A 20,848-nucleotide genomic window follows, 5' to 3' on the forward strand; every position below is an offset into this window, starting at 1 on the left:
CATGCCGTGTCCCTACCCCTCCACCGACCCAGACCGGACGACCACGACCCGGCCCGCGCCGCGACACCGACACCGACACCGGTCGCCGAGCGGTCGGTAGCTCCCGACCTGGCCAGGGGGATGATGCTGCTGCTCATCGCACTCGCCCACGTCCCGTGGTTCCTCTGGAACTCCGAGCTCGGGTCGACCCTGATGCACCCGGCCGAGGGCGGGACCGCCGACCGCGTCGCGCAGGCCGTGACGATCGTGTTCGTCGACGGGCGGGCCTGGACGCTGTTCGGGCTGCTGTTCGCCTACGGGATCGGGCAGCTCTACGCCCGCCGCAGCGCCGCGGGCAGCACCGACGCCGAGATCCGCAGGCTGCTGCGCACCCGTCACTGGTGGCTGCTCGCCTTCGGCCTCGTGCACGCCGTGCTGCTCTGGCAGGGCGACATCCTCGGCACCTACGGACTGCTCGGACTGCTGCTCGTCCCGCTGTTCCTGCAGCGCAGCGACCGAGTCCTCAAGGTCTGGATCGGGCTGCTGCTCGGGGTCGCCGCTCTGGTCAACATCGGCCTCGCCGTGCTCGGCCAGCTCGTACCCGCCGGGGTGGGGGCGATGGCGCCGCAGCAGCAGGCCGCCGCGGAGACCGGCTACCTCGCATCGGCGCTGCTCCGGCTGGTGCTGTGGCTGCCGTCGCCGATCTCGTCGCTGGTCGGGCTCGTCATGCCGGCCGCGTTCCTGATCGGGATCCTCGCGGCCCGGCACCGCATCCTCGACGAACCGGGCCGTCACCTCCCGCTGCTGCGCCGCACCGCGGTGATCGGTCTCGCGCTCGGCTGGGGTCTGGGGTCGGTGCAGGCGCTGCTCCACCTGGGGGTGCTCTCGGTGCCCAACCCGTCGGCCGTGGTCTCGTTCCACCTGCTCACCGGCATCTTCGCCGGCGTCGGCGTGGCCGCCCTGTTCGGGCTGATCGCACACCGGGTCGGTACCCGCCGTCCCCTTCCGGTCCGGGCGCTCGTCGCGCTGGGCCGCCGGTCGCTGTCCGGCTACCTCGCCCAGTCGTTGATCTTCGTTCCGCTGCTGTCCGCCTGGGGTCTCGGGCTCGGGGCGCACCTGACCAGCGCCACCGCCATGCTGGTCGGGATCGGTGTGTGGCTGCTGACCGTCGTCGTCGCCTACCGGCTCGACGTCGCGGGGGTCCGCGGTCCGGCCGAGGTGCTGCTGCGCAGGCTCACCTACGGCGGCCGCCGTACGACTTGACCATGCCGCGACGGCACGGTCTTCACTGGACCCACGCCGGGATCCACCCGGCCTCCGTCGAACTGCATCTCAAGGAGGAAGCCGTGTTCGAGCACAAGGTCCTGAAGTTCACCTGGGGCTGGAAGGGGTTCGACTACAACAAGATCGAGCAGGAGCTCAACGAGCTCGGGGCCCAGGGCTGGGAGGCCGTCGGCACCATCGTGCCCAGCGTCGGCGCCGGGCAGTCGATCGAGATCGGGATCATCGTCAAGCGGGCGCGGACCGACTGAGGCGGGGCCGATCCCCGCGGGGGGCGGGCCCGCTCCGGCGCGGCTTCCGGCACGCTCGGCGCCACCATGGCTGGCGTCGCTCAGCGGCGCGTGTGCCGATACCCCGGTAGAACGGTCCGCCGGTCCGGTGGACCCGGATGCTCCAGCCCAGACGTGTGAGTTCCTGTTCGAGGCCTTCAGGTGTGTGGGGCACCGTCACCTCGCGGTGCGGAGTGCCATCGCGCAGGCGGCGCTGGATAGTCGTCGATGCTTCTCCGTGGATGAGCTCGTGTTCGGTGCGATGGGCGTCATCGCCGAACAACACTCGACCGCCCGGGCGCAAGCTGCGATCGACGAGTGCCCAGAACTCTGCGCAGCGACCCCAGGGCACGTGTGAGATCCAGAATCCCATGAAAGCGAACTTCTCGACTGCGACGGCCAGTTCGTCGCCGCCGGGTTCGTCGACGGTTGCCTCCAGGGCCGGGTCACGACGGCCGTGAGAGGACGGTGCCGCCACTGTGGACATCTGCGCTCGCCCGGGCGTGAGCGCTTCGTTCCGAGAGCGGCAGCGTCCGTCCGACGTCGATCGAGGTGTACTGGACTCCGTGGGCGCCGTGATGGATCAGCCCGGCGGCGGGTTCACACTGGTGCAGGGCCGTCCCGAGGTCAGCTCTGGGCCGTAGGGCGTACGACGATCTCGTTGACGTCGACCTGGGCGGGTTGGTCGATGGCGAAGACGATGGCCTCGGCGAGAACGTCCGGGCTGATGGCCATGGCGTCGCGTCGTTCCTCGAATCCGGCGCGCCGCTTCGGGTCGGAGATGCCGGTCACGAAGTTCGTGTCCACGAAACCGGGCCTGACCAGGGTCACCCGGAGGTCCGGGCCGGCCTCGAGGCGGAGACCGTCGCAGAGGACCTTGACCGCCGTCTTGGTGGCTCCGTAGACGGCCATGGTCGGTGTCGGTGACATCCCCGCCACCGATCCCACGGTCACGAACTGGCCGGCATTCTGATCCCGGAACACCGGCAGCGCCGCGGCGATCCCGTGGAGCACCCCTTTGATGTTCACGTCGACCATCTGGTCCCATTCGTCGACCTTGAGTTCGTCGAGCTCGGAGACCGGGCCGATGCCCGCGTTGTTGACCATGACGTCCACCCGGCCGAACTCGGCTTCGGCGGTCTTGACGAGCGCGGCCACGTCGGCGCGACGGGTCACGTCGGTCGCCACGGCTACGGCCTGACCGCCGGCGGACCGGATGTCGGCGACCACGTCGTCGAGCGCGGTGGTGGTGCGGGCCCCGAGGACGACCTTCGCGCCCCGCGCTGCCAGGCGGAGGGCGGTGGCTCGCCCGATCCCGCCGCTGGCACCGGTGATGACCACGACCTTGTTTTCGATCATGACGGATCGAGCCTTTCCTGTGGTGGGTTGATGTCCCGCGCTCGGCGATCGCGCGGGTGGCCGAATGCAGCGCGTCGACCGTGCGCTGGTCGATGGTCGGTCCGCCACCGGCCGGTTTCTTGTGCGGGCAGGTCAGGCGGGTGCTGGTGGAACGGCGATGCCGGTCAGGAGACCTCGACCGGGTCGTCGGCGCCGGCGACCAGTTCGGACCAGGGCGCCACGGTGGCGAACAGCGCGCCCATCGCGGTGAGCGAGGGCTCGCGGAACCCGTCGTAGGCAGTAGTGGCGTCGCTGGCCACGGCAACGTCGAAGCGTCGCTCCAGCCCCGAACGCACGGTGGACTCGACGCACACGTTGGTCAGCACCCCGGCGACCACGAGGCGGTCGACACCCAGCCCGCGCAGGGTGTCCTCGAGGTCGGTGTACAGGAAGGCGTCGTAGCGGTTCTTCTCGACGACCACGTCACCCGCCGCGGGCGCCAGCGGGTCGACGATCCGAGCGTCCCAGCTGCCGTGGCTGAGCATGCGGGGTTCGACGGCCATGGCCGGTGCCGCAGCCTGGCGCCACGCGGCGGACATCTCCGGTCCGCCCTCGCTGATGACATGGCGGGTGTAGACGACCGGCAGGCCCGAGGCGCGGGCGGAGGCGATCAGGGCCTCGATCGCGGCGATGGTGGGCTCGGCGTCCGGCAGGCCCATCCCGGCCCGGCCGAGGGATCCTTCCGGGTGCACGAAGCCGTTCTGCATGTCGATGACGAGAACTGCCGTAGTGGACACAGCAGACGTCCTTTCTCGTGACGTCGTTCCGAGACGTCCCGCCGGGATGATCAGAAGATCGCGACGGGGTTGCTGGCGCTGGAGGTGACCCCGACCATGCGCCACGGCAGCGCGGCGAAGAAGAACTCCCACCGGCCCTCGTCGCGGCACACCGAGGCGAGCTCGGTGAGCTCCATGTTGTCGATCAGCCACAGCCCGAGCGCGACAAGTCCGATGGTGTGCACCGGCCGGATCAGGTCCAGTCCGTAGCCGGACGGCTGCACGTCCTGGACACCGTCGTTGCCCAGTACGGCGATGTCGCGCTCGCGCAGGAACGGCATGCTGCTCGCGTGCAGGCCGGCCTGCCGGGCCGCCGGGCCGACGGCGTCGGGACCTTCGTGGAGGATCCGAGCCACGTTGCCGGTGTGCACCAGCAGCGCATCACCGGATCGCACCGTGACGCCCTGGCGTGCTTCCGCGGCGAGGAGGTCGGCGGGGGTGACCGGCCGGCCACGCTCGAGCCAGTCGACTCCGTGCAGCGCCGCGATGTCCAGCAGCACGCCTCGCGTGAGGAATCCGTGGACAGCGTGATGCACGGACAGTCGTCGCGCTCCGCCGAGCGAGGTGGTCTCCGATGCGGGGAAACCGTTGTAGTTGCAACCCTCCCACGAGTAGTGGGCGAGGCCGTCGACGTGGGTGTTCGAGCCATGGGCGGCGATGCCGACGAACTCGGTGACCGCGTCGAACCGCAGCGGCTGCCCGAAGTGTTCCTCGACCTCGCCCGTGCCGGTGAACCGCTGCACCACGGAGTTGCCGGAGGCCAGGGGGTCAGGGGCGTGGGGGTCGATGTCCCGTGAGAGCGACACCGCGCGCCCGGTGCGGATCGAAGCCGCGGCCGCCGCACGGACCTCGTCGGTGATGGTGTTCAGCGTGCCCAGACGGTCGTCGGCACCCCACCGGCCCCAGTTGGACAGTGAGGTGAAGTAGTCGAGCACCTCGCTCTCGGTCGGGGTCGGGTCCGCGCCACTCATCGGAACGCCCCCGGTGAACGCGCCGACTCCAGCGACCGGTGGAGTCCCTCGAACAGCACTCCCCGGTCACCGGCGACGGTCACGGTCCGCGAGCCGGTGGCGGCGAGCCCCTCGAACTCCCACGCCGCGTTCGCGACGACGTAGTCGACGCCGGCGTCGCGGCAGGCCCGGACCACTCGGTCGTGCATCTTCCGCACCTTGTCGTGGCCGACGTCGCCGTCGAGCCCCTGGGCCATGCTCAGGTCGAACGGGCCGAAGACGAGTCCGTCGATACCCGACTGCGATGCGATGGCCTCGACGTTCTCCAGTCCCTCGGGGTCCTCGATCAGTCCGAAGACCAGTACGTCGTCGTCGGCCCGCCGCCGGTCGCCCGTCCAGTCGGTCGTGACATGGCCGACCGAGCGCGTCGCCGGGCAGGCGCCTCGCAGCCCCGCCGGGGCGTACCGGGCCGCCGCCACGAGGGTGGCGGCCTGCTCTACCGTGCACACGTGTGCGGCCATGATCCCGGCTGCGCCCAGGTCGAGGACGCGCTGGATGAACGACGGGTCGTGGTCGGGCACACGAACGACGGTGTCGATGCCGACGGCGTCCGCACCACGGATCAGCTCGCGGATCTCGGACAGCGACAACGATCCGTGCTCGGCATCGATCCAAGCGTAGTCGAGCCCGGCCTGCCCGGCGATCTCCACCAGGTCAGGGCTGGGCAGCTGGACCGCGACCCCGTAGGCGGTAGTTCCCGCTTCCCATGCCGCGCGGATACGGCGCGGCCGCGTTGTCAGCACGTGTGACTCCTGTCAGTGGTCGTGCGGCGAGGCCGGACCGTTGCCGCCGGCCGGCTGGAGATGTCCCCGGACTCCCCTCGCCAACGTCACGGTAGGGCCAGAACGATCGGCTGAGTTTCTGTATTCTCGAAAGTTGTGTCGATGCCATCCTGGGGCGGTCGGCGGGCCGGGCCGGCATGAAGGCCCAGCTCGTCCACATGCAGGTCTTCCTCGCCCTTGCGCAGACGGGCAGCGTGACCGTCGCGGCCCGTCGCCTGCACCTGGCGCCATCACGGATCAGTGAGCGGATCAGGGAACTGGAGTCCGAGCTGGGCGTGAGCCTGTTCGACCGCTCGACGCGCCCGGCGACACTGACCGCGGCCGGCGAGGCGCTGCTACCTCGCGCACGATCCATCGTCGCCGAGTTCGACCTCGTCGAGACGATGTTCCGCACCGCACACGCACCCACCGTCCGCGTGGGCATGCGCTCGGTGCCGGCCACGTTCCGTGAGTCGCTCCTCGAGCACACCATCCGTCCCGCCGTCGGGCGGTCGTCGCTGTCGCCGCGCCCCCTGGACTCACACCACCAGGTCGAGCTGCTGCGCTCCCGGGATCTCGAACTGGGCCTGCTCTGGAACGAGCTGCGTGGGGACGCCGAGCTCGACCAACTCCCGCTGCTCGAGGAACGCTTCGTGATCGCACTCCCGGACACGCCGCGGTTCCACCGCCTCGAGCGGATTCAGCCCATCGACGTCGTCGGACTGCGCCTGGCCACCAACATCGACCCCTGGACCTTCCCGGACGTCCTTCATCCCTACCTGGAGATGCTTCCGCTGGTCGACCGGGTCAACGCCGCGGTCGAGGACGGACTGCTGATGCTGCTGTCCGACGGAGCCCACTGCTCGTTCGTGCCCGCCGCCTGGCACGACCACAGCCACTTCAGGGGACCTCGCGGCGAACGCGTTCTGCTGCGCCCCCTGCACGAGCCCGAACCCGTGATCGTGACCTACCTGACCTGGCGCCGGGATCGCCGCGACGAGACGTCGATCGGCCAGGTCCTCGACCGGGCGCACCGACAGTTCCCGCAGCCCCTCAGACGATGAACAGGTCACGCGCTGACGGTGCCGCGCTGAGCGCGTCCCGGCGAGTTGTCAAAGTGGAGTGGTGCCCGCCTTCGCCGCAAGGCGGGCAGCGTGCTGCTGCCGCAGCATCGATCGCCCGGATCGATAACCAGCTCTTCCGGAAACGGAGTGCAGATGAGGGCGTGATCGACCACGGGAGTGGGGGTCGTGTCGCTGCGGCGAGGCGGAACGCCCTCGTCCAGTGGGTCCGATTCAGACCGTCACACCGCTCCCACGACCGCGGTCGGGCACGACCAGCCCAACCGTCTGTCATCGCGACCGGGACGTCCGGCGAGCGGTACCGTCGGCATCATGGGGGGACACAATTCATTCTCGGGTGCCGAGTTCGGTTATCTGTACGCGCAGGGGAGGGATCCGGCGGAGAACCCGTATTTGGACTGGACGACCCCGAACATGTCGCGGATCTACGACTACGTGCTGGGCGGCTCCGCGAACTTCGCGGCTGATCGCCGGGTTGCCGACGAACTGCTGAGGACCTGGCCGGGCGAACGGGACTACGCGCTCATCAACCGCGCCTTCCTCGCGCGGGCGGTCACCGAGCTGTGCCGCGCCGGGATCGACCAGTTCCTCGATCTGGGCTCCGGAATCCCCACCCGGGGCAACGTGCACGAGGTCGCCGCCACGGTGCGGCCCGGCACGCGGGTGGCCTACGTCGACATCGACCCGGTCGCCGTCGAGCACGCCCGCCGACTGGTCACCGACGCGGGGGACCCGCTGACGACGGCGACCCTGGCCGACATCCGCGACCCACAGCGGGTGCTCGCGGCACCCGGTGTCGCGGGGTTGCTCGACTTCGACCGGCCGGTGGCCGTCCTGGCACTGGCGGTGCTCGACATCCTCGACACCCCGGACCCGGCCGGGCTGGTCGCGGCCTACCGCGACGCCTGCGTTCCGGGTAGTGCCCTGGCGATCTCCAACGCCCAGCCGATGAACATCACCGACGCGGAGCTGCAAGCCGTCGGCGCCATCATGGCGGAGACGACCACACCGACGATGGTGCTGCGCTCGACCGACGAGCTCGCCACGCTGTTCGCCGGGTACGACCTGCTCGAGCCGGGCGTCGTACCGAGCGCCGCGTGGCGCCCCGAGTCGCCGGTCAGTGACGAGGAGACGGCCCGGTCCAACAGCCTCGCGGCCGTCGGTGTCCTGCGCCCCGATTCCTGAGCTCGGGCACGCTGGGGAGTGCCTGAACCGGCACAATTCTCGTAATCGCTGAGGACCTGCGCGGTTCACCCTGGGCCGGCCGGCCTGTCGACCGTCTCACCGTCCTCGTACCGGAGCAGCCTGCCGACTCTGGGGAAGGGCGCCGTTCGGCGTTCGTGCCAGATCCGTGCCAGATGTAGGCGGGGCGGGCCCCACCGAATTGCCTCTCGGGGATCGGGAGTGGGCGCCGTTTCCGCTGGTAGATGCTCTGAGCGGGCGACGGGAATCGAACCCGCGTAGCCAGTTTGGAAGGCCTCGTCAGACTGGCGCTCTCCGGCCTCCACCTGCAAGAACAGCGGACAGCACGCCCTGCAAGTGACCGCGGTTGACCGCTGGTAGTTGCACGCCAATTGCACGCACTGAGCCGCACAGGCCCGGTCACAGCCTTCAGTATGAACGCGGACACGTCGGGACCTCGCCGCCTTGCCGGTGTCATCTTCTGTCGTCTGAACTGGGAATCTGTGCCGCATAGTGCCACCTTGACTCGGCGACACACGGGCGATTCGCTCCGGAAACGCTCCGACTCCCCTACCGGAGCCGGAGTGCCATCTTCTCGACCTGCGCCCACGGTCACTCAGGTGGGGTGGCGGGGAGCCATTCCCCCGCCACCCCTTGGGGCGACCCAGCGCGGCCGGGGAGGCTCGCGGTTACGGGCCGGCCGCTGGCCGGTCGCGCAGCGACGTAGAGCGCCAGCGCAGCGCCCTCGACCGGGAGACCGGCCGTGCTAAGCCACCGGGCCGACAGGCCACGCCGCAGGCGTTCCATAAGGGGTTCTCGGCCGCGCGGCCATGAGCGGAACTGGACCCGGCGGATCCTGGGTCGTGTTCGCGCGGGACATCTGCCAGTAGCCACCCTGTTCGTTTAGGCAGCCCAGAGCACTCGACAACCATCAGGGGTGCGGTCGTAGAGCAGGATACGAAGCGGCGAGCGCCGCACACAAATATCGGAGTGGATCACACGACGCTGGATCGAGGCTTCTCACTCCGAGCCAAGGACCTCCTCTGCCGTAATTGGCACCCCGCGCCAACACCCCCTGGGTCGAGCTGCCAGACATCACCCGAGCCTCGCTGCGATAGCTCGATCACCCGGCAAGTGCATGCGTGGCCTACTCGTTTGGAGCCCGACATCGACGCACGTTCGCGAAGACACAAGGTTTCATACCATCGAGCGAGCGAATACGCGGACCTGAGTGCTATTGTGTGAAGAATGACAGTCCGGTCAAGTACGAATCTACCGCTCATCGCGCGCCGCTGAGTCGATATGAATGAGAAGATCTGCGCGAACTGCGGCATCTCACTCGGGGTCTCCGTCAAGAAGAAGGGCGGAGTCCGAGCAGTCGCCTGGATGAACCATTGCGACGAGTGTGCTGACAATATCGCCACGCAGATGGTGATTGTCGAGAAGCTCCCCACCATCCAGATCTGGCAGTGCGTCGAGTGTGGACTCACACGGACCTGCAGAAGAGGCTGGTCCACACGCTGCCATGCCTGCCTCGACGACCGTACGAATCTCGCCGCCCTGGACCTCGATGGGCTCGCCACAGCATTCGAGGCTGATTTCCCCGAGTACGTGCCCGACGCGAAACGGTGGGTCGATGCCGACGTGCTCGACGACGCCGACGTACACGAGTACCTCTCCGCTGCGGCTTACGAAGAAGAGCTCGAGTTTCGCACCCACCCCGGCTGGACGGTCATCGCCGGTGACGTCAAAGGACTGCCCTACCAGCGCTGGGGCACCGAATCTCACGGCTTCTGGGGTGTGCACGACAAGTGCGGCACTGTTCAGAACCTCAGCGTTCGCGAATGCCAGAACTGCGACCCGGAGCCGGGCTCGAGAACCCACCGCGCCCGCAAGGACGATCCGCACCTGCTCTACCTCGTCCGCAACGACGGCAGGCTGAAGGTCGGCCACGGCGACCGCAACCGGATCATCACCCACACCCGCGGCGGCGCAGCGATCGTCTCGGTCCGCCGGGCGACCTTCGCCGAGACGACCGCGGCCGAGCGCGAGATCCTCCGCCGGCACAGCAAGGTGATCAGCAAGGGCCACGGAGACCTCCCGAAGAGCTTCGGCTCGGGCACCGAGGTACTCCCAGGCAACACGGACATCGACTTGAGCGAGTTCCTTCCGGACGCCGAGGACGTCACGACGTACTACGCACTCCACGCCTTGGGCATCGAGGTCGCACCCGACACGAACGGGGCCGCCAGCTGACCCAGTGTGGCCGAGCACTACGGTCAGAAATCCTGACCGGCAAGGGGGTTCACTGGTGGCGGCAGCCTTCGCGGCAGGCAGCACGGTCCTGGTACGGGACGAGGAGTGGGTGGTTTCCTCGTGCGAACGCGCAGGAGAGGGCTGGAAGCTCCGCTGTACGGGCAGCTCCGAACTGGTCCGCGGCGTCACCGCGACCTTCTTCGACTCGCTCGACGACGTCGTCGCCCTCGATCCCGCCGAGGCCACCCTCGTGCTCGACGACTCCCCGCGTTTCCGACGCAGCCGCCTCTGGATCGAGTCCGTGCTTCGCAAGACTCCGGTCCCGCTACACGAACCGGGCCTGACCGTCAGCGCAGACATGCTGCTCACCCCGCTGGAGTACCAGCGCAAGGCCGTCGCCACCGCGCTCGACGCCAATCGCCTGCGCCCCCGTCTACTGATCGCTGACGCCGTTGGGTTGGGCAAGACCCTCGAGATCGGCATGATCCTCGCCGAGCTCGCCCGCCGCGGCCGCGCCGAACGAGTCCTCGTCGTCACCCCACGGCAGGTCCTCGAGCAGATGCAGTACGAGCTGTGGACCCGCTTCAGCCTGCCGCTCGTCCGCCTGGACTCCGACGGCATCCAGCGCGTCCGCCAGCAGCTCCCGTCGAGCCGGAACCCGTTCACCTACTTCCCCAAGGTGATCGTGTCTGTCGACACCCTGAAGTCCGCCCGCTACCGGGCCCACTTGGAGAACCACCGGTGGGACGCCGTCGTGATCGACGAGTCCCACAACGTCACCAACGCCGCGGCGCAACGCAGCGAGCTCGCCCGCCTAGTCGCTGGGCAGACGGATGCGCTGATCCTCGCCTCCGCGACCCCGCACAACGGCAAGTCGGACTCGTTCGCAGAGCTCATCAACCTTCTGGACCCCACGGCGATCGTGGACCGCGAGCACTACGACGTGAAGGACATCGAGCACCTGTTCGTCCGGCGGCATCGGCATTCGCCCGACGTCGCGCGCGAGGTCGGCCACCTGTGGGCCGAGCGCCCCGAACCGCAGGTCCTCGCCGTGGCCGCGAATCCGGCCGAGGACGCCGTGGCCACCGAGCTGTCCACCGTCTGGCTACACCCCGGACCAGGTGGCTCCCCCATGACCGGCGGCGGCCGCCAGTTGTTCTCGTGGAACCTGGCGAAGGCGTTCCTCTCCTCTTCCGCCGCGCTGCTCGAGACGGTCGAGGCGCGGCAGAAGTCCATCGCTTCCGACCCGAACGCGCACGCCGAATCCGCTGCGCTTGCCCGTCTCGCTGAGCTGGCCGGCAAGGCGACCGGATCCGCGAAGCTCGACAAGCTCGTCGACCACCTCACGTCGATCGGGGTCGGCCCAGGCAGCGAGACTCGTATCGTCCTGTTCAGCGAGCGCCTGGCCACGCTCGACTGGCTGCGCGCCCGGTTGCCGAGGCTCCTCGGACTGCCGGACGAGGCCTTCGCCGTGCTGCACGGCAAGCTCCCGGACAAGAAGCAAATGGAGGTCGTCGAGGCCTTCCAACTCGCGACGACGCCGGTGCGGGTCCTCATCACCGGGGACGTCGCGAGCGAGGGCGTCAACCTGCACAAACGCTGCCACAACCTGGTCCACGTCGACATCCCGTGGAGCCTCATCCGCATCGAGCAACGCAACGGCCGCATCGACCGCTTCGGCCAGAAGGAAGTGCCGACGATCGTCGCACTGGCGCTCACCACATCCGACGAGAAGTTCAGCGGCGACGTCCGCGTCATCACTCGACTTCTCAAGAAGGAGCACGCCGCGCACCAGGCACTCGGCGACGCCGCCTCCCTCCTCCACCTACACGACGTCGAGCTGGAAGAGGGCGCGATTCGCCGTGCCCTGCAGAACGGCACTCCGCTCGACGAGGTCATCCCCGAACCCCTTGCGGCGGACGAGTTCGCTGGCGACGAAGAGTTCGAGGACTTCGACACGTCCTTCCTCAGCCATGGCGAGACCACCGCCGAAGCGCCGCCCACGAGGGCCAAGCACGACGGCCTGTTCGATCACGAGGTCGACTTCCTCCGCGAGGCGCTCCACGAGGCCTTCGACGGCAACCCCGGCGGCCACGGCGGTGTGGGGTGGGCCGAGCATCCCGACGAAGGACTCGTCTCGCTCGTCCCGCCGAAGGACCTCCTGGCCCGCCTCGGCGCACTCCCGCAGAGCTACCTCGCTCAGCGGAAGATCAAGGAGAAGCTGCTCCTGGCCGTCACCCCCGAGGCGGGCGAGGACCATCTGCGTCGTGCGACCGAGGGCCGGGTCGGAGAGAAGGGCGACAAAGAGACCCAGTGGCCCCTGGCGCACTTCCTCTCCCCGCTGCATCCCGTCCTGGACTGGGCGGTGGACCGAGCGCTGACCCGCCTGGGCCGCAACCAGATACCGGTGGCCACCGCCGCTGTCGACAGGCCCACCGCGATCGTGCTGGGCACGCTGACCAACCAGCGCGGGCAGGTGGTGCTGCGCTCCGTCGTCGGGATGCAGTTCCCGTCCAGCGGTGATCCCATCGTGCTCGACGATGCCGAGGAAGTCCTGCGGTTAGCGGGCTTCCGCAGCGACGCGGTGAACCCGCAAACTCCGCTGGATCTCAGAACGTATGCGGATTACGTCCCAGCCGCCGTCGAGCGCATGCGCTCCCACATGGCATGGCTCAAGCAGCAGCGCGCCGCCCTCGTCACCGAGCCTCTTCGCACCGCCGCGCGTGGGATCGCGCAGTGGCGCAAGGACTCCGAGGCTCTCGCCGAGACGCTCGACAACCCCCGTCGGGCGGCGCGAGCCCGTCAGCGCATCGCCGACCACGGCACGCAGGCGCAGAAGCTCGTCGAGTCGCTCAGCGCCCGCAAGGAGCCGATGGTGCGCGTCCTGCTCCTGCTCGTCCCGAACGGAGACTCGCGATGAGCGCCTTCGACACGATCGTCGTCGAGAACGACTTCGTCTCCGAGCACTGGCTCGCCGAGCAGTTCCCGGCCACAGTCCGGGCCCGCCGCGCCGAATGGAAGGAGCGGGAGGACCACGCCAAGGTCACCCCGCGCAGCGGCCTGGTCTCCCTCGCAGGCGACTTCGGCCGGGACCTGGTCCGCTACCGCGAGGCGGAGTCGCAGCACCACGAGCAGCTCGCGCAGAAGAGCCAGAAGCAGATCCAGGCGGAGCGCACGCAGCTCGACGCTCAACTCAACGCGCTCCACCAGGCCATCCGCGCGGCGCTGCTGCTCCCGGCCGAGGAGACCACCTGGATCGGCTCCCGCACCGACACGGAGCTGACCGTGCGGGCCGCCGTTCCGCAGGCACCCGCTGGGATTCCCCTGCTCGTCCTCCAATCCCGAGACGCTACTGACATCGAGGACCTGCTCAACGCGAACGGCGCCGGTCATCTCCTCACCCCGGCCACCGTCGACGGCGTCGAGGTCAGCGCAACCTCTGAGGTCCTGTCCAGCCTGTTCCACACCGAAGAGAAGCCTGCCCTCATCCTGGTCACCGCGGGGGGCTGGCTCCTGCTCGCCGAACGCGGGACCTGGCCAGAGGGCCGCTACCTCGCGATCGACCTCGCCACCGCCCTCGAACGCCGTGACACCAAGGCCAGCGGTGAGCTCGAGACGATCGCCGCCCTCGTCGGCGCGGAGAGCCTGCTCCCGGACACCGGCGACGACAAGGCTCGGCTCCTCACCCTCCTGGAGGACTCGGTTAAGCACGCGGAGGGTGTGTCGAAGGGCCTCCGCGACGGCGTCCGCGAGTCGATCGAGTTCATCGCCTCCGACGTGCTCCGCCGGCGGCGCGACAACGGCATCCCCGACGACGTCGAGGGTCTCGCCGCCGACCTCACCCGGCAGAGCCTCCGCTTCCTCTACCGGATCCTGTTCCTGCTCTACGCCGAGGCACGTCCCGAGCTCGGAGTGCTCCCGACCAAGGCGCCGGAGTACTCCGAGGGCTACGGACTCGACCGGCTCCGCGAGCTGGTGCTCGCCGACCTCACCAGCTCGGCCGCCCAGACCGGGACGCATTTCTACAGCTCGCTCGGCGTGCTGTTCCGGCTCGTCAACGACGGTTACCCGCCCGAGACCCTCGGCCCGGACGGCACCCCCGTCCAGGACTCCGACGACAAGGGCGGCCTGAAGTTCGAGGCGCTCCGCGCCGACCTCTTCAGCCCGACGGCGACGGCGCTGATCGACGAGGTCGGGCTCGGCAACGCCTGCCTGCAGAAGGTCCTCGGCAGGCTGCTGCTGTCGAAGAAGCAGCGTGGCCGCGACCGCGGCTTCGTCTCCTACGCCCAGTTGGGCATCAACCAGCTCGGTGCGGTGTACGAGGGCCTCATGTCCTACACCGGCTCCATCGCGCGGGACTACATGGTCGAGGTCGCCAAGGACGGTGACCCGGCCAAGGGCAGCTGGGTCGTCCCGATCTCCAGCACCGAAGGTTTCGACGACAACTGGCTTGTCATGCGAGACGACCCGGACACCGGCGACCGCAACCGCGTGGAGTACGAGCCCGGAGACTTCGTCTTCCGGCTCTCCGGACGTGACCGCCAGCGCAGCGCCTCCTACTACACCCCAGAGGTCCTCACTCGCTGCGTCGTCACGCACTCGCTAGCCGAGCTCCTCGACCAGAACGACACGACGACACCCGCCGCGGACATCCTCAAGCTGACGGTCTGCGAGCCCGCTCTCGGCTCCGGCGCCTTCCTCGTCGAGGCCGTCAACCAGCTCGCCGACCAGTACTTGACCCGGCGGCAGCACGAGCTCGGCGAGGACATCCCGCCCGAGCAGTACGCCGCGGAGAGGCAGAAGGTCAAGGCCTACCTGGCGCTGCACAACTGCTACGGCGTCGACCTCAACGCCACCGCCGTCGAGCTCGCCGAGATCACCCTTTGGCTCGACGCCATGCACCCCGGCCTCCGCGCCCCTTGGTTCGGTCTCCACCTCCGCCGCGGCAACTCCCTGATTGGCGCCCGCCGCGAGATCTACACCCCGACCCAGGTCGCGAAGAAGGGCTGGCTCAAGACTCCCCCCACTCCGCGCCCGCTCTCCGAGCCGATCGCCGCCACCGAGATCCACCACTTCCTCCTCCCCGCGGCGGGCTGGGGTGCGGTCGCAGAAACCAAGGAAGCCAAGGAACTCCGCCCCGAGGAGACCAAGGCTCTCAAGGAGTGGCGCAAGCAGATTACGAGCACGCTCTCGAAGGCCGAGGTTCAGAAGCTCCAGGACCTCGGCCGCCGGGTGGAGGCGCTGTGGGCTCTGGCCCGCCGCCGCCTGGAGATCGCCGAGCAGGAGATCCGCCGCGACATCGACGTGTGGGGAGCCGACGTCCTGCCGGTCGGCACCGGCGCAGTCCAGCGCGAGCAGATCGAGCAGTCGCTCGCCGACCCCGACAGCGCGTACGGCCGACTCCGCCGTGTCATGGACGCCTGGGCCGCCCTCTGGTTCTGGCCCGTCACGAACGGCGAGACCCCACCGACCCGCGAGCAGTGGATCGGCGCCCTCGAAGGCCTCCTTGGCTACACCAGCAAAGCCGAGCTTCGGCGGGGTCGAGGACTGTTCGCCGATGACGCCGGCTGGCTGGAGCTGAATGACACCGAGTTCAATGAACGTCGCTTCTCGGGGATGCGCCCCGTTGCAGAGGTCGTGAAGGCGAACCCATGGCTTACGATCAGCGCAGAGATCGCGGTGCGGGAAGGATTCTTCCACTGGGAGATTGATTTCGCCCCAATTTTTGCCCGGGCAGACGGCTTCGACCTGCAGGTAGGAAACCCCCCGTGGGTACGACCCGATTGGGACGACCCAACAGTCCTGGCAGAGCACGACGCGTGGTTCGGCGTAGCAGGGAGCGCAACTCCGCACGAATTCCGCGAACGGCGAGACGGCATCCTCACGAGTTCCGCCTTCGCATACCTGACCGAACGCGCCTCACTTGCCGGGATGGCATCGAATATCGGCAGTCCGATCATTCGCCCACTTGCCTCCGATGCTCAGACAGATCTGTATCGCAGCTTCATGGACGAGGCGTGGAGGACAACGCGGAACGGCGGAGTCACCGGCCTAATTCACCAGGTAAAGCATCTAATCGAGGCTGGCGGGGCAAACTTTCGTAGCCAATGCTATCGACGCCTCCGGCGACACTGGCATTTCGTCAACCAACTCAAGCTATTCGATATTCTGAACACTCGAGACTACGCGGTCGCAATCTACTCTAACTCTCGAGAGCCAAGCTTCCTCAATGCCGTACATCTCTATCACCCAGATACCATTGAGCGCTCATTTCGACACAATGGGGATGGCCCGGAACCCGCCACCACGACTGACGATGGGAAGTGGGATCTTCGCCCACATGCGATGCGCATTCAGCGGGTCGACAGCGATGTGCTCCGAGGATGGGCACAATTGGCTTCGACGGAAGACCGCGGTGAGTTCGCTTCGGCCCGCTTCGTATTCACACTTAGCCCGTCGATCAACGCGGTTCTCGCGAAGCTTGCTAGCGCTCCCCGATTCGGCGAGATATCGCACGCGTACACGCACGGGTGGGTGCAACGTGACGCCGAGTCCGAGGGAATCCTCGTTCACGAAGCTGCCATACCAAGAGACATCCAGGATGTTGTCATCCAAGGACCGAATATTGGTACGTCCAACCCGCTCCTGCAGCAAATAAATCCGACTATGCGGAGCTATCGCGACTACTCATCAATTCACCCACAAGATGTTGGCGTCGACACGCGACCGCGGACGAGCTATCAGCGGGGAATCGGTTCGGCCGCATTCAGGGCATCGTATCCACACTGGAATGGATCTCCTTCCAACAATTCTTGGCGACTCTTCTGGCGCCGTCGAGTGGATCCGTTCAACACCGAGCGAACTCTGCAAGCGGCGATATACCCACCCGGCCCCACGCATATTGATGGAGTGTGCAGTCTGACCGTTCAAAACCTTACTACGTTGACTCACACGTCTGCATTGTGGTCATCCTTGCCGTTTGACTTCTTCGTGCGCTTCGGCGGGTTCCGAGACGTGCGCATCAATCTTGTCCGTCGGATGCCGGCGCCGATGACGGGACATCTGACGAATGAGCTACTGCTTCGCCAGCTTCGCCTCAATTGCCTCACCGCCGACTATGCACCACTATGGGAAGAACTCTTTGACCAAAGCTGGTGCCGAGACAGTTGGACCCGCGATGACTCCTTCCAACAGTTGGGCGCCGTCACACACAACTGGACAACCCGAACACCCCTCCGCACTGACTCGGAACGACGGCAGGCACTACTCGAGATCGACGCACTCGCTGCGATAACACTAGGAATCACCGCAGCCGAGCTGTGCGCGATTTACCGTGCGCAATTCGGAGTGCTCCGTAAGTACGAACGGAACTTGACCTTCGACGCCACTGGCCGCCAGGTCCCCAAGGACTTGGTCAAGAAGTACGAGCGTCACGGTGTCAAGACTGATCTCGACTGCTTTGAACCACCGTTGACAGGCGTGAACCGCGAGGCCGAGATGACCACGGCGCACGAAGAGTTCAGTCGTCGCGTCACCGAGCGCCGCGCTGCGGCCACCGCTGACGAGTCAAGGAGTATTCCAGGATGAAGGCGGACACCCTAAGCCTGAGGCAGTTGTTCAGCAAGGACGTCCGCTACGTCATCCCCAGGTTTCAGCGCTCGTACGTCTGGAACCAGGAGGATCAGTGGGAGCCCCTCTGGGACGACGTACGGAACACCGCCGAGCGCTACCTCGAGCTCCTTACCGAGTTGGGCGGCGACGTCGCCGACCACGGCGCGAAAGCTGCGGAGCAGGTCGAACGACACTTCATGGGCGCCGTCGTCCTGCAACAGCGCCCCAACGCGGTCGCCGAGCTGGAGACTCGTGATGTCATCGACGGTCAGCAGCGTCTGACCACCATGCAACTTCTCGCCGACGCCGCCCAGCAGGTCACCGAAGAGGACGGGTTCGTCCAAGAGGCCAAGCGCCTACGCCGCATTGTGATCAATCGCGATGTGGAGGGCGACGACGAGTTCAAGCTCTGGCCCACCCAACTCGACCGCGACGCGTTCCGCGCGGCCATGCGCAACGGTGACGAGGATCTGGCGTTCGAGGGCTCTGCAGTGGCTCAGGCACACGCCTTCTTCCGCCTCCAGGTTCGGGAGTGGATCGCTGCCGCCGATAGCCCGGACGAGCGCACCCGTCTCGTCCATGGTCTTGAGACGACGCTGTTTTCGCTGCTGCAGCTCGTCGTGATCGATCTGTCGACGACGGACGATGCGACTGTCATCTTCGAGACCCTGAACGCTCGTGGCACACCACTGCGCGAGTCGGATCTGATCAAGAACTACGTCCTTCAGGAAGCGACGGCTGCGGGTCAGAGCGCGGACGCGCTGCATGACGAGCATTGGGCTCGGTTGGAGGATGACTGGTGGCGGAAGGACGTCCGCCAAGGTCGTCTCTACCGCCCTCGACTGGACACCTTCCTCGGCCACTGGCTCGTCATGCGGACCGCTTCCGAAGTCCAAGCGCAAAACCTGTTCGATCGTTTTCGCAAGTACGTGAAGGACGACGACAAGGCTGTCGCCGGAGTAGTCGCCGATGTCGTACATGTCGGCACGAGCTATCGGATGTTGGAGAGCCCGGCCACCGACAAGGACCTGGAGCGCTTCCTCTACCGCTGGAAGGTGATCGATGCCGGTGTCGCCACGCCGGTGTTGCTTTGGCTGCACTCCCAGCCGGGGATCACCACAGAGGCACGTGTGCGCGCGTGGACGGCGATCGAGAGCTTCCTCGTACGCCGCATGGTCTGCCGACTCACCACGAAGGACTACAACCGCGTCTTCATCGACCTGGTCGGGCGTCTGAAGGACGACCCGACGCTGGAGAACGACGCGATCGTCACCTACTTGGCGAGCCAGGAGGCTGACGCTCGGCAGTGGCCCGATGACCGCCAGTTACAGACGGCCTTCACCGAGCTGCCGCTATACCGGCTGCTCACCCTCGGCCGACTCCGGATGGTTCTGGAGGCTATCGAGGAGTCGCTGCGGACGTCGTACACGGAGTCCGTCGAGGTCCCGAAGAAGCTGACGATCGAGCACATCCTTCCCCGAGCGTGGACGACGCACTGGGCACCGCCGGCGGGGGATGACGTGCAGGAGGCGACGTCCCAGCGCAGCCGGTTGCTGCACAGCATCGGCAACCTCACCTTGATCACCGGGAAGCTTAATACCAGCCAGTCCAACGGACCGTGGGAGAAGAAGCGGGTCACGCTCGACCAGCACTCGGTCCTCCACCTCAACAAGCAGCTCCTGACCGAGTACGGCAGCCAGGACTGGGATGAGGCAGGCATCCGGGCCCGCGGCATCGACCTCGCAACGCGTGCGAGCCGAATCTGGCCGTCGGCATCCGCGATGTCAGCGAAGGGCTGAGTCGAGATGCCCGCGGGGTGGCCCGCAAATCGATTCATCGTGGCGCAGTCTTGGTGGATCGCGAGCCAGCTGGTGCGACGCCACCCCGAGCTGACGATCATCGAGACGAAGCCCGAATTCACGGCGCATGACAACCTGGCACTCGTCGACTCCATCGCGGCGCCATGCTCACGCGACGCCGTGCTGGAGATCGACCGCAACGGATCGCTCGGTCGATCATCCGAGCCGGAGTCCCCGTCGATGACCTGGCGCGAGGTCTTCGAGGCAGGTGATCCTTTCGAGCTGCTCACGCGACTCGAGGTGACCGCAGGTCTCACGCCCCCGACTGAGACTCCGCGGTCCGGACGGAAGGCAGTCTCCTACCGGCTCATCTCCCGCCTGCTCTCCACGACGCTGAATGACCGGCGCCCTCTCCAGGTGAGGAGCGGCTACCTCCAGACCTTCCAGATGGGGTCGGGCTGCTGGCCGCAGCTGGGGGACTTCCCGGGTGTCGCCGAGAAGCTGCGGGACGTCCGCCTCGACGACGTCGATGGCCAGGCCGGCTACCGCTTCTGGATGTTGGAGCACGATCGCCTTCTCGTCGCAGTGCTCGACACCGATGCGTGCCTCTACCTCGCCGACGGGAGCTCGACCGACGTCTACAAGCGCTATCGACGCACAGGCTCGGTGACGAGGACGCTCGGCGACGCACTCGGGCAGTTCCTCGGATGAGCGAGCCGGCGCGCAGATTCGTCATCGCGCAGTCGTGGTGGATCGCGAGCGAGATCGTCCGACGGAACCCAGCTCTCCTGCTCATCGAGACGCATCCGGGCGGCGGCCAGTACGACTGCCTCAGCCTCATCCGCCGGACGGCGTCGGAGACGAAGACCCTCATCGACCTGAACCGGGTCGGTCGAGCACACGTGCACGCTACCGAGGGCTTCGAGCCGATCACGTGGGCGGAGGCATTCGCGGCGCAGGGAGGTCACAACGTCGTGCACTCGCTGGAGCGAGCTGCGGGCCTCACCCCGCTGGCGAAGGCTCCGCCGACTGGCCCGCGCGTCATGGCCTACCGGGTCATCGCCCGAGTGCTCGCCTCACTCGTCGACGATCGCCACGAGTGGGATGCCCGCAACGGGCAGCTCGACTCGTCCGGAATGGACGCAACGGGCTCCCACCGACCCGAGCTCCTACGGTTCCCCACAGTCGTCGACGCGCTCCGCGACTGGCGACCTGACGATCTCTTCGGGCGCCCCAGCTACCGCTTCTGGACGCTGCTGCGCGACGCGAAACCCGTCGCGGTCTTCGACACCGACGGTCGCCTCCACCTGCCGGATCGACCACCGAGCGAACTACTTCCGGCGTACAAGCGGTCGCGCTCACTCACGGCTGTCGTCGGCGAGACGCTCGGCCACGTCCTTCCCTGAATCGGGGTTTCTCCGACACGCCCGATCGTCATCCAGTA

14 protein-coding genes and 1 tRNA gene are annotated in these 20,848 nt (G+C 67.5%); 10 read left to right on the forward strand and 5 right to left on the reverse strand.

Annotated features, from left to right (window positions below):
- Positions 1 to 6: 6 nt before the first annotated feature.
- A complete protein-coding gene (locus ABD160_RS06850) occupies positions 7 to 1,242 on the forward strand; it encodes a DUF418 domain-containing protein (protein ID WP_344019543.1) in 1,236 nt (411 codons plus the stop codon).
- Positions 1,243 to 1,325: 83 nt separating this feature from the next.
- Positions 1,326 to 1,511 carry a DUF4177 domain-containing protein gene (locus tag ABD160_RS06855; protein WP_344019545.1) on the forward strand — a complete coding sequence of 62 codons (186 nt, stop codon included), beginning with the start codon at positions 1,326 to 1,328 and terminating at the stop codon, positions 1,509 to 1,511.
- Between the two features lie 645 nt (positions 1,512 to 2,156).
- Here the strand turns inward: ABD160_RS06855 and ABD160_RS06860 are convergent.
- From ABD160_RS06860 to ABD160_RS06875, 4 genes are all read right to left on the reverse strand, one after another.
- Positions 2,157 to 2,888: an SDR family oxidoreductase gene (locus ABD160_RS06860; RefSeq protein WP_344019547.1), complete on the reverse strand. Its 732-nt coding sequence runs from the start codon at positions 2,886 to 2,888 to the stop codon at positions 2,157 to 2,159.
- 164 nt (positions 2,889 to 3,052) lie between these two features.
- Positions 3,053 to 3,664, reverse strand: coding sequence for a cysteine hydrolase family protein (locus ABD160_RS06865; protein WP_344019549.1), 612 nt, complete (start codon positions 3,662 to 3,664; stop codon positions 3,053 to 3,055).
- A gap of 50 nt (positions 3,665 to 3,714) precedes the next feature.
- Complete coding sequence (locus ABD160_RS06870; protein WP_344019551.1) at positions 3,715 to 4,638, reverse strand: cyclase family protein; 924 nt, start codon at positions 4,636 to 4,638, stop codon at positions 3,715 to 3,717.
- Between the two features lie 32 nt (positions 4,639 to 4,670).
- Positions 4,671 to 5,456: an HpcH/HpaI aldolase family protein gene (locus tag ABD160_RS06875; RefSeq protein ID WP_344019553.1), complete on the reverse strand. Its 786-nt coding sequence runs from the start codon at positions 5,454 to 5,456 to the stop codon at positions 4,671 to 4,673.
- Between the two features lie 176 nt (positions 5,457 to 5,632).
- On the opposite strand from ABD160_RS06875, the gene ABD160_RS06880 reads away from it, so the two are divergent.
- Both ABD160_RS06880 and ABD160_RS06885 read left to right on the forward strand, forming a co-directional pair.
- On the forward strand, positions 5,633 to 6,538 hold the full coding sequence (locus ABD160_RS06880; RefSeq protein WP_344019555.1) for a LysR family transcriptional regulator: 906 nt from the start codon (positions 5,633 to 5,635) through the stop codon (positions 6,536 to 6,538).
- A gap of 330 nt (positions 6,539 to 6,868) precedes the next feature.
- A complete protein-coding gene (locus ABD160_RS06885; protein ID WP_344019557.1) occupies positions 6,869 to 7,741 on the forward strand; it encodes an SAM-dependent methyltransferase in 873 nt (290 codons plus the stop codon).
- A gap of 250 nt (positions 7,742 to 7,991) precedes the next feature.
- Here ABD160_RS06885 and ABD160_RS06890 read toward each other — a convergent pair.
- Positions 7,992 to 8,093 (reverse strand) — tRNA-OTHER (locus tag ABD160_RS06890).
- A 947-nt stretch (positions 8,094 to 9,040) separates the two neighbouring features.
- Between ABD160_RS06890 and ABD160_RS06895 the strand changes: the two genes are divergently transcribed.
- Genes ABD160_RS06895 through ABD160_RS06920 form a run of 6 tightly spaced genes read left to right on the forward strand, consistent with a single transcriptional unit; the run spans position 9,041 to position 20,810 of the window.
- Positions 9,041 to 9,994: a hypothetical protein gene (locus tag ABD160_RS06895; RefSeq protein WP_344019559.1), complete on the forward strand. Its 954-nt coding sequence runs from the start codon at positions 9,041 to 9,043 to the stop codon at positions 9,992 to 9,994.
- A 55-nt stretch (positions 9,995 to 10,049) separates the two neighbouring features.
- Positions 10,050 to 12,914: an SNF2-related protein gene (locus ABD160_RS06900; RefSeq protein ID WP_344019561.1), complete on the forward strand. Its 2,865-nt coding sequence runs from the start codon at positions 10,050 to 10,052 to the stop codon at positions 12,912 to 12,914.
- Positions 12,911 to 17,581 (forward strand): Eco57I restriction-modification methylase domain-containing protein, encoded by a 4,671-nt coding sequence (locus tag ABD160_RS06905; RefSeq protein ID WP_344019563.1) that lies wholly within the window; start codon positions 12,911 to 12,913, stop codon positions 17,579 to 17,581. The genes ABD160_RS06900 and ABD160_RS06905 overlap by 4 nt, the downstream gene beginning before the upstream one ends.
- Complete coding sequence (locus tag ABD160_RS06910) at positions 17,578 to 19,404, forward strand: DUF262 domain-containing protein (RefSeq protein ID WP_344019565.1); 1,827 nt, start codon at positions 17,578 to 17,580, stop codon at positions 19,402 to 19,404. Before ABD160_RS06905 ends, ABD160_RS06910 begins: the two co-directional genes overlap by 4 nt.
- Positions 19,405 to 19,443: 39 nt before the next feature.
- Positions 19,444 to 20,115, forward strand: a complete 672-nt coding sequence (locus ABD160_RS06915; RefSeq protein WP_344019567.1) for a TY-Chap2 family putative peptide chaperone — start codon at positions 19,444 to 19,446, stop codon at positions 20,113 to 20,115.
- Positions 20,112 to 20,810: a TY-Chap2 family putative peptide chaperone gene (locus ABD160_RS06920; RefSeq protein WP_344019569.1), complete on the forward strand. Its 699-nt coding sequence runs from the start codon at positions 20,112 to 20,114 to the stop codon at positions 20,808 to 20,810. The genes ABD160_RS06915 and ABD160_RS06920 overlap by 4 nt, the downstream gene beginning before the upstream one ends.
- Positions 20,811 to 20,848: the final 38 nt, after the last annotated feature.

The organism is Pseudonocardia kongjuensis, assembly GCF_039526905.1.
GTDB lineage: Bacteria > Actinomycetota > Actinomycetes > Mycobacteriales > Pseudonocardiaceae > Pseudonocardia > Pseudonocardia kongjuensis.

Bases quoted from the DNA above. Each gene is read 5' to 3' on its own strand.
- ABD160_RS06860 (WP_344019547.1), bottom strand. From the start codon at position 2,888: ATGATCGAAAACAAGGTCGTGGTCATCACCGGTGCCAGCGGCGGGATC.
- ABD160_RS06880 (WP_344019555.1), top strand. From the start codon at position 5,633: ATGAAGGCCCAGCTCGTCCACATGCAGGTCTTCCTCGCCCTTGCGCAG.
- ABD160_RS06885 (WP_344019557.1), top strand. From the start codon at position 6,869: ATGGGGGGACACAATTCATTCTCGGGTGCCGAGTTCGGTTATCTGTAC.
- ABD160_RS06895 (WP_344019559.1), top strand. From the start codon at position 9,041: ATGAATGAGAAGATCTGCGCGAACTGCGGCATCTCACTCGGGGTCTCC.
- ABD160_RS06905 (WP_344019563.1), top strand. From the start codon at position 12,911: ATGAGCGCCTTCGACACGATCGTCGTCGAGAACGACTTCGTCTCCGAG.
- ABD160_RS06910 (WP_344019565.1), top strand. From the start codon at position 17,578: ATGAAGGCGGACACCCTAAGCCTGAGGCAGTTGTTCAGCAAGGACGTC.
- ABD160_RS06920 (WP_344019569.1), top strand. From the start codon at position 20,112: ATGAGCGAGCCGGCGCGCAGATTCGTCATCGCGCAGTCGTGGTGGATC.